The 13,453-nt window shown below is 71.3% G+C and carries 10 protein-coding genes; 3 read left to right on the top strand and 7 right to left on the bottom strand.

Features of this window, described 5'->3' with window-relative positions:
- Positions 1 to 2 precede the first annotated feature (2 nt).
- Positions 3 to 896, bottom strand: a complete 894-nt coding sequence (locus tag ACTMTF_RS04095) for a bile acid:sodium symporter family protein (RefSeq protein ID WP_441109277.1) — start codon at positions 894 to 896, stop codon at positions 3 to 5.
- Between the two features lie 97 nt (positions 897 to 993).
- Entirely contained in the window at positions 994 to 1,764 is a 771-nt protein-coding gene (locus ACTMTF_RS04090) for a methyltransferase domain-containing protein (RefSeq protein ID WP_441109276.1), read from the bottom strand.
- 147 nt (positions 1,765 to 1,911) lie between these two features.
- On the opposite strand from ACTMTF_RS04090, the gene ACTMTF_RS04085 reads away from it, so the two are divergent.
- Positions 1,912 to 2,145, top strand: coding sequence for a hypothetical protein (locus ACTMTF_RS04085; protein WP_397000066.1), 234 nt, complete (start codon positions 1,912 to 1,914; stop codon positions 2,143 to 2,145).
- A 190-nt stretch (positions 2,146 to 2,335) separates the two neighbouring features.
- Here ACTMTF_RS04085 and ACTMTF_RS04080 read toward each other — a convergent pair whose 3' ends face one another.
- Together ACTMTF_RS04080 and ACTMTF_RS04075 are read right to left on the bottom strand one after the other, a co-directional pair.
- Complete coding sequence (locus ACTMTF_RS04080; RefSeq protein ID WP_441109275.1) at positions 2,336 to 2,776, bottom strand: hypothetical protein; 441 nt, start codon at positions 2,774 to 2,776, stop codon at positions 2,336 to 2,338.
- A gap of 502 nt (positions 2,777 to 3,278) precedes the next feature.
- A complete protein-coding gene (locus ACTMTF_RS04075) occupies positions 3,279 to 4,361 on the bottom strand; it encodes an ADP-ribosylglycohydrolase family protein (RefSeq protein WP_441109274.1) in 1,083 nt (360 codons plus the stop codon).
- Positions 4,362 to 4,567: 206 nt separating this feature from the next.
- Here ACTMTF_RS04075 and ACTMTF_RS04070 point away from each other — a divergent pair, with 206 nt between their 5' ends.
- Positions 4,568 to 5,848 carry an extracellular catalytic domain type 1 short-chain-length polyhydroxyalkanoate depolymerase gene (locus ACTMTF_RS04070; protein WP_441109273.1) on the top strand — a complete coding sequence of 427 codons (1,281 nt, stop codon included), beginning with the start codon at positions 4,568 to 4,570 and terminating at the stop codon, positions 5,846 to 5,848.
- Between the two features lie 37 nt (positions 5,849 to 5,885).
- Here the strand turns inward: ACTMTF_RS04070 and ACTMTF_RS04065 are convergent, their stop codons facing one another.
- Together ACTMTF_RS04065 and ACTMTF_RS04060 are read right to left on the bottom strand one after the other, a co-directional pair.
- On the bottom strand, positions 5,886 to 6,176 hold the full coding sequence (locus ACTMTF_RS04065) for a CU044_2847 family protein (protein WP_441109272.1): 291 nt from the start codon (positions 6,174 to 6,176) through the stop codon (positions 5,886 to 5,888).
- A 42-nt stretch (positions 6,177 to 6,218) separates the two neighbouring features.
- Positions 6,219 to 10,160, bottom strand: coding sequence for a trypsin-like peptidase domain-containing protein (locus ACTMTF_RS04060; protein ID WP_441109271.1), 3,942 nt, complete (start codon positions 10,158 to 10,160; stop codon positions 6,219 to 6,221).
- Positions 10,161 to 10,262: 102 nt separating this feature from the next.
- On the opposite strand from ACTMTF_RS04060, the gene ACTMTF_RS04055 reads away from it, so the two are divergent.
- Positions 10,263 to 12,509: an ATP-binding cassette domain-containing protein gene (locus ACTMTF_RS04055; protein WP_441109270.1), complete on the top strand. Its 2,247-nt coding sequence runs from the start codon at positions 10,263 to 10,265 to the stop codon at positions 12,507 to 12,509.
- A 6-nt stretch (positions 12,510 to 12,515) separates the two neighbouring features.
- Here the strand turns inward: ACTMTF_RS04055 and folP are convergent, their stop codons facing one another.
- Positions 12,516 to 13,367 carry a dihydropteroate synthase gene (folP, locus tag ACTMTF_RS04050; protein WP_441109269.1) on the bottom strand — a complete coding sequence of 284 codons (852 nt, stop codon included), beginning with the start codon at positions 13,365 to 13,367 and terminating at the stop codon, positions 12,516 to 12,518.
- Positions 13,368 to 13,453 lie beyond the last annotated feature (86 nt).

The raw sequence follows: 13,453 nt of genomic DNA, 5'->3' as shown, positions 1-13,453 counted from the left end.
GTTCAGCCGGCGGCCGGCAGCCGATCGTCGGGCTCGGTCACGCGGCGGCGGACGAGGTAGCCGAAGACCAGCGTGGTGCCGAACATGAGCACGCCGTAGACCGCCGGTGGCACGGCCATCGTCGAGTTGGCCAGCAGCGACGGGCTGAGCGCGATCGTGATGGCCAGCGTGCTGTTGTGGATGCCGATCTCCATGCCGGACGCGATCGCCTGCCGCCGCTCCACCTTGAACAGGCGCGGCAGCCAGTAACCGATGGTGAGACTGATCGCGCTGAACAGCAACGCCACCAGGCCGACGGAGGCGAGGTAGCCGCCCAGCCGCTCCCGTTCCTGCACGATCGCCCCGACGATCACGGCGGCCAGGACGATCGCCGACAGGATTCTGACCGGATTGTCCATCCGGTCCGCGAACCTCGCGCCTAAGCGCCGTACGATCATGCCGATCGCGACCGGAACCAGCACGATGGCGAAGACCTGCACCACCTTGTCGGCCTGCAGCCCGATGTCCCGCCCCGATCCGACGAAGTGGTCCAGCGACAGGTTGACCACGACAGGCAGGGTGAACGCGGCCAGCACCGAGTTCACCGCCGTGAGGCTGACGTTCAGCGCCACGTCGCCGCCGAACAGGTGACTGTAGAGGTTCGCGGTCGTCCCGCCGGGCGAGGCCGCGAGCAGCATCATGCCGGCGGCGAGCAGCGGCTCCAGCCCGAACAGCACGACGAGCCCGAAACAGACGACCGGCAGGACGAGCAGCTGGGCGACCAGGGCGATGACCACGGCCTTGGGGCGGGTGGCGATCCGCGCGAAGTCCTGCGGCGTGAGCGACAGCCCCAGCCCGAACATGATCAGCGCGAGTGCGGCGGGAAGCATGACTGTGGTGAGAACGGACTGCTGCACGGGTGGAACCACCGTTCCTCAGGGCGAGAACCGCTGCCCTTGTCTAACAGCCCGATCCCTCCCCGATCAATACATCCGCCCCATTCGTAACCTCCCGTCAGGTCAGGACCTCCGCCGCCACCAGGAACAGCAGCGCGGTGGCCAGGAACGGCCCGGCGGCTACGCCCTCGATCCACCGCTCGGCGTCGGCGTCCAGATAACCGGCATCGATGGCCCGGGCCACGTTGCGGCGCAGGCCGAAGACCTGGTCGGCGGTGTCGAAGTCGCGGTAGACCGGCGCCACCGTCACCACGGCCCGCACACCGAGCCCCGCCTCCGCGCACAGCCGCGTCAGGCCACGACCCACGGTCCCGTTGCGGACCCTCTCCGTCGCGATGAACCGGGTCAGCTCCCTGCCGACGGCCGGCTCGCGGGAGTCGATCAGCAACCCCTCCCAGTCCGGCTCGGCCAGGACGATCCGCCCGCCGGGCCGGGCCACCCGCCGGAACTCGGCCAGCACTCGCGACGGATCCTCCACGTGCTGCAGCACCCGGTCGGTGCGGGCCCGGTCGACGCTGCCGTCCGGCAACGGCGGCTCGTGCACGTCGCCGCCACGGATCTCGATCAGCCGGTGCCGCGCCGTACGAGCGCGGGCTTCGGCGAGCATCACCGGATCCCGGTCGACCCCGACGACCAGGCCGTCCGGCGCGACCAGGCCGGCCATGGCGGCGAGGTCCGTCCCCGGGCCGCAGCCGAGGTCGAGCACCCGCTGCCCGGGCCGGAGGTCGAGCAGGTCCAGAACGTGCCGCTTGTACGCCCGGCCCGGCGGGCTCGCGGCGACCTGGTCGAGATAGGCGATCGGGTCGGGGCGGGAGCGACTGTCGGTCATGCCCACAGCCAAGCAGACGAATGTGCAGGTCCCGTGCATGCCTCTGGACCGACGGCTGCCTGATCAGCGGAACGGGGACAGGACGGCGGGCCTGCCCGTTACCTGGCAGGCATTGTCACGGAGGCTCGACGTCCATACGGTGGCGACATGAGATCCGAGGTGCTGGTGACCCTTCCGCCTCAAGGCCGTGATTGGTACAACGATCCGGCCGGCGTAGGCGCAAGAGGCGGCTGCAATCAGCATGGCATCTCCTGCCCCGAGTCGATCTACGCGAGCGTGGTCCTGCGCGACGGCGGCAGCGACGACGTGCGCTGGGCCGTGTGCCGGCGTGGCCTGATCGCCCTCAAGGGCGACGACCTCATCCCCGGAGCGGCGCCGTAGATCACCCACCGGCGAGACGACACCCGGTGGAGCGGGCCGCATTCGACGACCGGCGGGCGTTGCGGCCAATTCACCGCCCTCGCCTTTCACCTTCGGATGCCACGGCTTCTTTATGTCCAAGACTTTAGATTTTTCTCTTCTACTTTTCGACCTCTCTGTTGGCGCCGCTCTCCTAGAGACCTGATTGGGCCTACCTAACGTCGATGCCGCCCGGCTTCGGCTCTCCTGGCTTCGGCTCGCCAGGCTTGGGCCCTCCCGGCTTCGGCTCTCCCGGCTTGGGCTCTCCCGGCTTCGGCTCGCCAGGCTTGGGCTCGCCAGGCTTCGGCTCTCCCGGCTTCGGCTCTCCGGGCTTGGGCTCTCCCGGCTTCGGGCCTTCCTTGTCGGGTTTCTGATTATCGATCCGAATGTCGATCTTGATCTTGCCTTCTTTGCCATGTCCGCCACCGTGCCCGCGGGCGCGGCACTTCTTCGGCCTCTTGTGGTACTTGCAGGGGTGCACGTCGGACACGGTCTGCGTGGTGGACACCTGGGCCGGGATGCCGGCGGCAGCGGACTGAGCCGTTGTCGCCATAGGGGTGACGAGGGCTGTCGCCGCCATGGCGCTGGCAGCGAGAATATTCGTAAGTTTCATCACGAGATCCTTCTCTGAACTCCGGACAGGGGCCCGTACTTGAAACACCACGACGTTGCCGGTTGACGGCAGTATGGCGCTGGAATCCCTTTCACACTATGCAGGAACGATGGACATACCCGCCCCGGAGGAGTAAAGGTCGGCACTCAGCCGTTTTGCTCGATAGTTCTCGCACTCAATCCATCGAAGTCGTTCGACTACAGCAAGTTACGGTCGCGATAATTGGCTGATTTTTCCCCAATCCGAATCTAAACGGATCACGGATTTCCCACGGAGCCGGACACGTGGCGCCCGGGAAAGCAGGACGCGGTAAAACGCCTGGGACGACAGCCGGACCATCGCGAATGCCTGCGGAATCGAGGGCGACCGTACGCCCGGCGTCTGCTGGTGCGGGCTGGATTCGGGGTCCTGCCCACCAAGGTGATGCGGCAGTAGACCACTGCCGGGGAGCCTTCCATCCACACTTTAAGACAGCACCCAGGCAGGGCACGCTGAGACCAGGTCAGGCGCCCGGATACTTGGCAAGCCAGTCCGTGCGCCCGGTGGTCCGGCGGCCCTGGGTCAGCTGGGTGACGAAGTCGTCGGCCAGTTCGGTGATGGTGGCGCGTCCCTCCAGGGTGTTCAGCCACTCGCCGGGCAGCACCGGTTCGCCGTGGACGGCACCCAGGATGTTGCCGCACATCGCGCCCGTGGAGTCGCTGTCGCCCGAATGGTTGACCGCCAGGAGCAGCGCGCGCTCGCCGTCGGGCTGGGCCGACGCGCAGTAGACGGCGATGGCGAGCGCCTCCTCGGCGACCCAGCCTCCGCCGAGGGTCTCCAGCTTCTCCGGGCTCGGGTCGCCCTGGCGGGCGAGGGCCGTCGCGGCCCGGAGCGCCGCCGTGGTCTCCTCGTGCGCCGGGTAGGCGGCCAGGACCTCCAGGGCGCCCGTCACCGCGTCGGCCAGCGGCGCGTCGTGCACCAGGTGGTGGATCAGCACGGCGAAGGCGCCGGCCGCCAGCTGGCCGGTGGGGTGCCCGTGGGTGATCTGCGCGCATTCGGCGGCCAGCTCGAAGGCCTGCCGTGGTGAGCCGCCCATCAGCCCGAACGGCGCCGACCGCATGACCGTGCCGCAGCCTTTGGAGCGCGGGTTGATCTGCCCCGGCAGGCCGGGAGATCCGTAGTGGTCCGGTTCGACACGGAGCCCGGACAGGCAGGCGTTGCCGGGGGCGCGGCGGGAGTAGAGCCATCCCTGCTCACGCAGCCATCCCGTACGGTGATGCACGCCCTGGCCGGGCGGCGGCGCGTCGTACCTCTGGGTGTCCAGCCAGCGCAGGTAGGCCGAGCGCAGCACGGAGGGCGCGTGACAGAAGCCTTTGAGCGTGGCGCGCACGTCGGCGCGGATGATGCCCTCCAGGGTGAAGAGCGTCAGCTGGGTGTCGTCGGTGACCAGCCCGATCTTCCCCCGCCAGTCCGCGACCGGGCCGGTCACTCCCGCGCGGCCGTGCAGGGCGCGGATCCTGGCCAGTGACTCGAACTCGATCGGCGCGCCGAGGGCGTCCCCGATCGCGCCTCCGAGCACGCAGCCTCGCACCCGACCAGCATCCATGGTCTCTCCGTTCTCCGCCGCCCGTCGCAGGCGACTCTAGACACCGGCGGAAAGTTTCACGAACCCCGCCCGGCGAAGGGGGCATCGTCGCAGATCCCGGGCGAGCCCGTCGGCGGCGCCCGACCGGCGGCTTGCCGACCGAAACATTTCTGTCAGACTCCGGAATGTTTCGGAAACCCTCGCGGTCCAAGAGAAGAGGAGAGCGGATGAGGATCAGGAGCAGAGTCCTCGGCGCCCTGGCCGTCGCCGTGACGCTGATCGTCGCCGGGCTGATCACCGCGTCCCCCGCCCGCCCGGCCGCGCTGACCGAGGTGACGAACTTCGGCGCCAACCCCACCAACCTGCGCATGCACCTGTACGTGCCCGGCAACGTGCGGGCCCGGCCGCCGATCCTGGTGGCCGTGCACTACTGCACCGGCTCCGGCCCCGCCTTCCACTCCGGCACCGAGTTCGCCTCCCTCGCCGACCGGTACGGTTTCGTCGTCATCTATCCGTCGGCGACCCGGAGCGGCTCGTGCTTCGACGTCTCCTCGCCGCAGGCGCTCAGGCACGACGGCGGCAGCGATCCCGTGGGGATCGTCTCCATGGTCAGGTACGTCCAGCAGCGTAACAACGGCGACCCGGACCGGGTTTACGTCACCGGCTCGTCCTCCGGCGCCATGATGACCAACGTGCTGCTGGGCGCCTACCCCGACGTGTTCAAGGCGGGCGCCGCGTTCGCGGGTGTGCCGTTCGGCTGCTTCGCCACCACCGACGGCTCCGGCTGGAACAGCTCCTGTGCCAACGGCACCCTGATCAGGACGCCCCAGCAGTGGGGCGACCTCGTACGGGCCGCGTACCCGGGCTACAGCGGCCCCCGGCCGCGCATGCAGGTGTGGCACGGCACCCAGGACGACACCCTGCGCTACCCGAACTTCACCGAGGAGATCAAGCAGTGGACCAACGTCCACGGCCTCGGCCAGACCCCCACCTCCACCGACCGCCCCCGGTCGAACTGGACGCGCACCCGGTACGGCACCGTTGTGGAGGCGATCAGCCTGGACGGCGTCGGCCACAACATCCCGGGCGGCGGCATGGCAGCCCTGGCCATCGAGTTCCTCGGCCTCGACGACGGCGGCGGCCCCACGAGCTCCCCCACCGTGACCCCGACCGTGACCCCGACGCCTTCCGGCCCCTGCCGGGTCACGTACACGATGAACTCCTGGAACACGGGGTTCACCGCCGCGGTGACGATCACCAACACCGGCACGGCCACGGTCGGCACCTGGTCGCTGGCCTTCACCCTGCCGTCCGGGCAGACCGTCACCTCCGCCTGGAACGCCGGCGTCTCACCGTCCAGCGGCAACGTGACCGCGCGGGACGCCGGCTACAACGCCACCATCCCGCCGGGCGGCTCGGCCACCTTCGGCTTCCAGGCCACCCACAACGGCAACACCGCCGAACCGGCCTCCTTCGCCCTCGGCGGCTCGGCCTGCGAAGTGGCCTGACGTCCGCCGCCGGCCTCGCCAGGCCGGCGGCGCTCGTCTAGGACTTCCAGGTGAGGGTGACCTCGAAGTTGCCCTCCGTCGACGCCTTGGCGACCATCCAGCTGGTGGTCCCGCTCACCTTGATCCCGAACTTCACCTGCACCTCGTCCGGCTTCACTTCCTTGATCTTGGCCAGCACCACGCGGGCGGCCTCGATGGCCGGCTCCAGCGCCTCCTGGACCGAGCCGGCGACCGCCTTGGCCCCGGCGGGCTGGTAGCCCGGCGGAGGGTCGATCTCGAAGGCCACGGTGGTGTGCTCGTCCACCTGATACCTGACGACGTTCGTCACATGCTTCCTCTCACTACGACGTTCCTCCCACTACGACCCAGCTCACGATGACAGCCGGACGGCGAGCACGCCCGCGGTCAGGCCGACCGCCACGCCTCCGGGGATCGCGCTCAACGCTAGAGCCTCGTGCTGGACGGGCACGACTCGCAGGCACGAGCCCGTCGCGGGGTCCCACAGGCGGACCGTGCGGTCGTAGCTGGAGGTGGCGAGCAGCGCGCGGCCGTCCACGGCCACCGGGCAGACGGCGCTGACCGTGTCGGTGTGCCCGCGGAAGGTGAGCAGGTGCTCGCCCGAGGCCGGGTCCCACAGTCTGGCCGTCCGATCGCGGCTCGTGGTGACCAGGAGCGGGCGGTGGTCGTACCGAAGGGCGCACAGGCCGGTGACCGCCGCCCGCTCGTGCGCGACGAAGACGCCACGCTCCACGCCGGTCGCGGGGTCCCACAGGCGGACCGTGGTGTCGCGGCTCGCGGTGGCGAGCAGGCTCGCGCCGATGGCGCAGGCCGCGGTGACGGCGGCGGTGTGGCCGGTCAGGGTGCGCAGGAGGGTCGCGGTGGCCGGGTCCCAGACCCGTACGGTCTGGTCGCGGCCCGTCGTCACCAGCATCCCCTGGACGGCGCACGCGGCGGTGACGCCCTTGTCGTGCCCGGTCAGGACGTGCAGGCACGCGCCGGTGGCCGGATCCCACAGCCGTACGGTCCGGTCCTCGCCGGTGGTCGCCAGCAAGCCGCCGAGGGCGCAGGCGGCGCTCACCGTGAGCGTGTGCCCGGTGAGGCTGCGCAGGTGCTCGCCCGTCTCCGGATCCCACAGGTAGACCGTGCTGTCGCGGCCCGTCGTCACCAGCGCGGGCCGGTCGTCGACGCTGGTCGGGCAGAGGCCGGTGACTCCGTACGGGAGCGTCCGGTGCGGGCGGCGCAGGGTGGCGGCGTCCGCGGCCCACAGGTGCACGGTGCGGTCGCGGCCGGTCGTGGCCAGCAGCGGGTGCCCGTCGGCGGTGAGGGCGCAGACGGAGGTGACCGCGTCGGTGTGGCCGCCCAGGCTGCCGACCGGCTGTCCCGTCGCCGGATCCCAGATCCGGACGAACCTGTCGCCTCCCGTGGTGACCAGCAGCGTGCGCCCGTCCACGGTGACGGGGCAGGCGAAGGTCACCTCACTGGTGTGCCCGGTCAGGGTGTGCAGGCAGGAGCCGGTGGCCAGGTCCCACAGCCGGATGGTCCTGTCGCGGCTGGTGGAGGCGAGCAGGGCACGGCCGTCCACGGTGAGGGCGCACAGGCCGGTGACGCGGTGCGAGTGGCCTCTGGTCCCCTCGGTGTGACCGGCGAAGGTGTGCAGGCAGGCGCCGGTGTCCGGATCCCACAGGCGGATGGTCCTGTCCTGGCTCGCGGTGGCCGGCAGCTCGCGGCCGCCGAGGGTGACGGCGCAGACAGCGGTGACCTCACGGGCGTGCCCGGACAGCATGCGCAGGCAGCGGCCGGTGGCCGGGTCCCAGATCCGGGCCGTCCGGTCGTCGCTGGTGGAGACCAGCAGGGTGCGGCCGTCCGCCGTCAGCGTGCACAGGCCGGTGACCCCGTAGGTGTGCCCCCGGTAGGTCCGCAGGTGGGCGCCCGTGGCGGGGTCCCAGGTCCGCACGGTCCTGTCCATGCCGGCGGTGGCCAGCACCGTGCGGCCCGCGAGGGTGAACGCGAGGACGGCGGTGACGCTCGCCGTGTGCCCGGTGAGGGTGCGCACCTGCGTGCCCGTGGCGGGATCCCACAGGCGCACGGTCGCGTCCTCGCCGGCGGTGGCCAGGAGGGTGCGGTCGTCGACGGTCACGGCGCAGGCGCCGCTGACCGGGGCGTCATGGCCGGTGAGGACCGTCTCCATCAGCCGGGGTTCGACCCGCGCCCACCTCGCCCGGTACGGCGAGGGGTGCGGCATCCGCTGGTAGGCGTCCCCGAGACCGTCCAGGGCCTCGGCGATGCTCAGCACCCCCAGCCGCTCGTCCGGGTCCGCGGCCACCGCCTGCGGGGCGCTGCGCAGCAGGCGGGCGCGCCGCTTGCCCTCCGGGGTGACCGCGCCGCGCGCGAGCGGGATCAGCCGCATCAGGTCGGCGTGCAGCGGGAGGTCGTCCACGGCGAGCAACTCGTCCAGCACTCCCCCGTCGGCCGCGTGCTGGGGCAGCGAGCGCTTCAGGTAGTCCGGGGCGGACGCCCAGCCGGTGCGGACGCCGTACGCGAGGAACGCCCTGGCGAGGGCCCGTTCGTCGTCCTCGCGCGGGTGGAACTCGGCCCTGGCGGCCAGCAACGTGTCGTTGAGCGCCTGGTGGAAGAGCCGGTACACCCGTCCGGACTCCACCAGGAAGTTGGCGGCCGAGGATCCGGCGAACCTGAGCAGTGCCTCCCGGCCGGGCGTCCGTCCGTACAGCGCCCGGATCGCCGTCTGCCACAGCTCGACGCTCAGGCCCGGCGACCGCGCGAAGGCCAGCGCGGTCAGCAGGTCGCCGGCCTCGGGACCCAGCTTGGCCAGGTAGTCGCGCAGCGCGCCGTCGACGGTGGGGCTGAAGGACAGCTCGCCGGGGCCGACGGCGACGGTGTCGTGCAGTCCGTGCGCGCGGGCCATGAGCCCGGCGACCAGGAAGTTGCCCGCCGACAGCGCCGCGATCCGGTCGGCGATCGGGCGGGCCGGGCCGTCCTCCAGGTACGGGTTGCCGTCCGAGCGGGCGGATCGGAGGGTGGCCAGCGCGTACGTGGCGAGGTCGGCCTCGCGGAACAGCGCGGGATCGTCCAGGTCGAGAAGCTCACCGGCCCGCCCGAAGCGGAGCAGCAGATCGCCCTCGTCATCGCGGCGGCGGCACCCCACGACGATCTGCACGGCCGGGCAGGTCTCCGCCAGCGGCACCACCAGGCCGGTGATGAGCTCGCGCGCCTGGGCGGGCGTGCCGGCCTCGTCGAGCGCGTCGATGATCAGGTTGAGCCTGGACCCGGCGCTCAGCGCCGTGACCAGGTCCTCCAGCCGCTCCGGCCGGGGCACCCCCGCTGCTCGGGCGATCTCGGCGGCGACGTCCAGCGCGGTCTTGCCCTTGGCGTGCACGGCGCAGCCGACCGAGCCCGGCGTGGCCCGGACGGCGGTGTCGGAGCCGGGCAACTCGGCGCGGAGGGCCGGATCGGCGGTGGTGACGACCCGGCCGAGGACCGCCGATTTCCCCACGCCGGGCGAACCGGTCACCACGAGCGCGCTGTAGGCGGGCCGCTCGCTGTCCAGCCAGGCGACGACGCGGCTCAGCACCTCGGCGCGGCCGGTGAAGCGGTGACCGCGCTCGCTGTCGCGGGAGACCCCGCGAGCCCGTGGCCGCCAGTGCCGCCCCGCCTCGGGATCATCGGTCAGCGACCACCCCCAGGCGGTCATGGCCAACTCCCCCGCCCGCTCCGCGCGGTACCCCAGCCTCGCCCCCGGCAGCAGGCGGTCGACCGTGTGCAGGGTGAGGGCCAGGCCGTCGCCCTGGGTGGACTCGTACCGGCCGAGAATCCCGACGACGGCCTGGTGGCGCTCGGACCACAGCCCGGAGCCGCTGAAGCCCCGGGCGAGCGGGTGGCGGGACTCGGTGCGCAACGCCACCCAGCCGTAACCGGCCTGCGCGCCGACCGTGCCTCCCGCCTGGGTGGCGAACGGGCTGCCGTCGGGGAATCCGTACGCCGTCCAGGGCGTGTCCTTCAGGGCCGTGTCCTTCACGCGGGCCAGCGGGGCCGGCTCCACGTCCGGCGGCCACGGCCCGGTCAGGGCGAGGAGCGCCACGTCGGCCCCGATCTCGTCGCGCCTGCCGGCGCACTCCGCGCGGAACAGGGTCAGGCCGTCGTCCGACAGGGGGAAGGCCACCCAGCAGACGCCGTCCTCCGGGACCACGTGCGCGCTGGTCAGCACCTGCCCATCGGCGACGAGCACCCCGGAACCGGCCGGCGAGCCCCCCTCCTCATCGGTGAACACCACGACCACCCACGTACGCACAGGCATACGCCCCACCCTAGGCAGGCGCGCGCCCGTCGAATGCGGAAAGCAACCGACCTGGTTCTCCTCTACCGTGCCCGGACAGGCCAGGAGCAGGGACGGGGAAGCATGATCACGATCGTCGGCGCACGGGAGAACAACCTCAAGAACATCTCGGTCCAGGTGCCCAAGCACGTGATCACCGTGTTCACCGGGGTGTCCGGCTCGGGGAAGTCGTCGCTGGTCTTCGACACCATCGCGGCCGAATCCCAGCGGCAGCTCAACGAGACGTTCACCGCCTTCGCCCGCAACCGCCTGCCCCGCTACGGCCGGCCGGACGCGGACGTCATCGAGGGCCTGTCCACCGCGATCGTGGTCGACCAGAAACGCCTCGGCGGCAACTCCCGCTCCACCGTCGGCACCATCACCGACCTGTACGCCCTGCTCCGCCTGCTGTTCTCCCGGATCGGCGAGCCGGGCGCCGGCCACTCCAACGCCTTCTCCTTCAACGACCCCGCCGGCATGTGCCTGGACTGCGAAGGGCTCGGCAGAAGGGTCCAGCTCGACCTGGACAAGCTGCTCGACACCTCGCGCTCGCTCAACGAAGGCGCCATCGGGCATCCCGCGTTCGCCGTGGGCGGCTGGTTCTGGAAGCTGTACGCCAACTCCGGGCTGTTCGACAACGACCGCAAGCTGCGCGACTACACCGAGGCCGAGTGGGACACCCTCCTGCGCGGCGCGGAAGGATCGGTGCCGCTGGACTGGAAGGGCGGGCAGATCACCGCCACGTTCGAGGGCCTGATCCCGAAGTTCGACCGGCTGTACATCCGTAAGAGTCCCGAGGAGATGAGCGCGAAGAACCGCGCCGCGCTGGAGCGCGTCGTCTCGGTCTCGGCCTGCCCCACCTGCGACGGCCGGCGGCTCAACAAGGACGCGCTCGCCTGCCGGATCGACGGGCGCAACATCGCCGAACTCGCCGCCCTGGAGATCGGCGACCTGGCCGCCGCCGTCCGCGACATCACCTCGCCGCGGGTGACGACCCTGCGCGACAACCTTCTCGAACGGCTCGGCCACCTGATCGAGCTCGGCCTGGACTACCTGACGCTCAGCCGGGAGACCGCCACCCTGTCCGGCGGGGAGTCCCAGCGCGTCAAGATGATCCGCCACCTCAACAGCTCCCTGGTCGAGGTGGCCTACATCTTCGACGAGCCGACGATCGGCCTGCACCCGCACGACGTCAGCAGGCTCACCACCCTCATGCGGCGACTGCGCGACAAGGGCAACACGGTGCTGGTGGTGGAGCACGACCGCGACGTCATCGAGATCGCCGACCACGTCATCGACCTCGGTCCCGGCGCCGGGCAGCACGGCGGCGAGATCGTCTACCAGGGCGACGTCCAGGGCCTCCAGGCCGCCGGCACCCGCACCGGCCTCTGCATGCGCGACCGGCTCCCCATGAAGCGGGAGTTCCGCACCCCCACCGGCCACCTGACGATCGCCGGCGCCTGCCTGCACAACCTCAGGAACATCACCGTACGGATCCCGACCGGGGTCCTCACGGTCGTCACCGGAGTCGCCGGCTCGGGCAAGAGCACCCTGGTCCATCAGGTCTTCCGCGCCCAGCACCCCGGTGCGGTGATCATCGACCAGTCCGCGGTCACCACCAACCGGCGCGCCAACCCGGCGACGTACACCGGCGTCCTGGACGACATCCGCCGGCTCTTCGCCAGGGCCAACCAGGTCAGCGCCTCGCTGTTCAGCTTCAACTCCGCCGGCGCCTGCCCCGCCTGCCAGGGCGAGGGCGTCATCTACACCGACCTCGCCTTCCTGGACCCCATGGTCACGCTCTGCGAGACCTGCTCCGGCAGGCGCTTCACCGAGGAGGTCCTCGGCCACAGGCTGCGGGGGCTCGACATCAGCGAGGTCCTCGCGCTGAGCGCCGCCGAGGCGTCCGCGTTCTTCACCGAGCAGCGCATCGCACGGACCCTCGGCTCGCTGGTCGACGTCGGCCTCGGCTACCTGCGGCTCGGCCAGCCGCTCAACACCCTGTCCGGCGGCGAGTGCCAGCGCCTCAAGCTCGCCACCCGGCTGGGTGAGCGGGGCTCCGTCTACGTGCTGGACGAGCCCACCACCGGCCTGCACATGTCAGACATCTCGCATCTCCTGGCCGTCATCGACAACCTGGTGGACGGCGGGAACTCCGTCGTGGTCGTCGAGCACGACCTGGACGTGGTCAAGAACGCCGACTGGATCATCGACCTCGGTCCCGGAGGGGGCGGCGCCGGGGGCCGGGTGATGTACGAGGGCACTCCACCGGGCCTTCTCGACGCGCGCGATTCACGTACCGGAGAATGTCTGCGCGCCGCTCTCCCGTGACGCGGGTCACCTGTCGGCGGCGCGGCCCCACACCGCGTCGAGCAGGGCGATCGTGTCGAGGGTCTCCGGGACGTCGTGCACCCTGATGAGGTCGACGCCCGCCGACCACGCCGGTCCGACCATGGCGAGCGAGCCGGCCAGCCGGTCGCCGACGTCCCGGCCGGTCACCTTGCCGATGAAGGACTTGCGGCTGACGCCGAGCGCGACGGGGACGCCGAGGGAGCAGAGCTCGGGCAGCCGCCGCAGGAGGGTGACGGTGTCCTCGGTGTCCTTGCCGAAGCCGATGCCGGGATCGATCCACATCTCCTCGACCCCGTCGGCCCGGGCGGTCGCCGCGAGCGACCGAAGGTAGGCGGCGACCTCGGAGTGGACATCGTCGTAGACGGGGAACACGTCGCGCAGGACGGGCACGGTGTGCGCGTGCATGCCGATGTAGCCGGCCCCGAGCCGGGCGGCCACGGCGTGCAGCGTGCCCGACACGTCGTTGATCAAGGACGCGCCTTCGTGTACGGCCACCTCGGCCACCTCGGGGTGACGGGTGTCGACCGACACCCTGCCCACGGTGGCCAGGGCCGATATGACGGGTCTGACCCGGTCGAGCTCCTCGTCCACGGAGACCGGCTCGGCGCCGGGCCGGGTGGACTCGCCGCCGACGTCCACCGCCCAGGCGCCCGCCTCGAAGGCGCGCCTGCCGGCGGCGATCGCCCGCTCCGTCGTCTCGTACCTGCTGCCCGGCCAGAACGAGTCGGGAGTCGCGTTCACGATGCCCATCACCCGCATGCGCCCGGCCTCCGGCCTGCGCGTGGCGACGGCGGAGCGGCCCGTGGGTCTCATCGCGGTCGGCGGCTGCCTGCTCACCTTGGGTCCTCACCGGTCATGGGCATGGTCGTCGATTGACCACGGTAAGGATCAGCGGTTCGGGAAGGAAGCGCGGAATGACGGAA

It is taken from the genome of Nonomuraea sp. ZG12, assembly GCF_052068115.1.
Taxonomy (GTDB): domain Bacteria; phylum Actinomycetota; class Actinomycetes; order Streptosporangiales; family Streptosporangiaceae; genus Nonomuraea.
Note: the sequence above shows the minus strand (reverse complement) of the source record. Positions and strands in the feature narration are given on the sequence as shown.

Coding starts and splice junctions, on each gene's coding strand:
- ACTMTF_RS04090 (WP_441109276.1), bottom strand. CDS start 1,764: ATGACCGACAGTCGCTCCCGCCCCGACCCGATCGCCTATCTCGACCAG.
- ACTMTF_RS04085 (WP_397000066.1), top strand. CDS start 1,912: ATGAGATCCGAGGTGCTGGTGACCCTTCCGCCTCAAGGCCGTGATTGG.
- ACTMTF_RS04080 (WP_441109275.1), bottom strand. CDS start 2,776: ATGAAACTTACGAATATTCTCGCTGCCAGCGCCATGGCGGCGACAGCC.
- ACTMTF_RS04075 (WP_441109274.1), bottom strand. CDS start 4,361: ATGGATGCTGGTCGGGTGCGAGGCTGCGTGCTCGGAGGCGCGATCGGG.
- ACTMTF_RS04070 (WP_441109273.1), top strand. CDS start 4,568: ATGAGGATCAGGAGCAGAGTCCTCGGCGCCCTGGCCGTCGCCGTGACG.
- ACTMTF_RS04060 (WP_441109271.1), bottom strand. CDS start 10,160: ATGCCTGTGCGTACGTGGGTGGTCGTGGTGTTCACCGATGAGGAGGGG.
- ACTMTF_RS04055 (WP_441109270.1), top strand. CDS start 10,263: ATGATCACGATCGTCGGCGCACGGGAGAACAACCTCAAGAACATCTCG.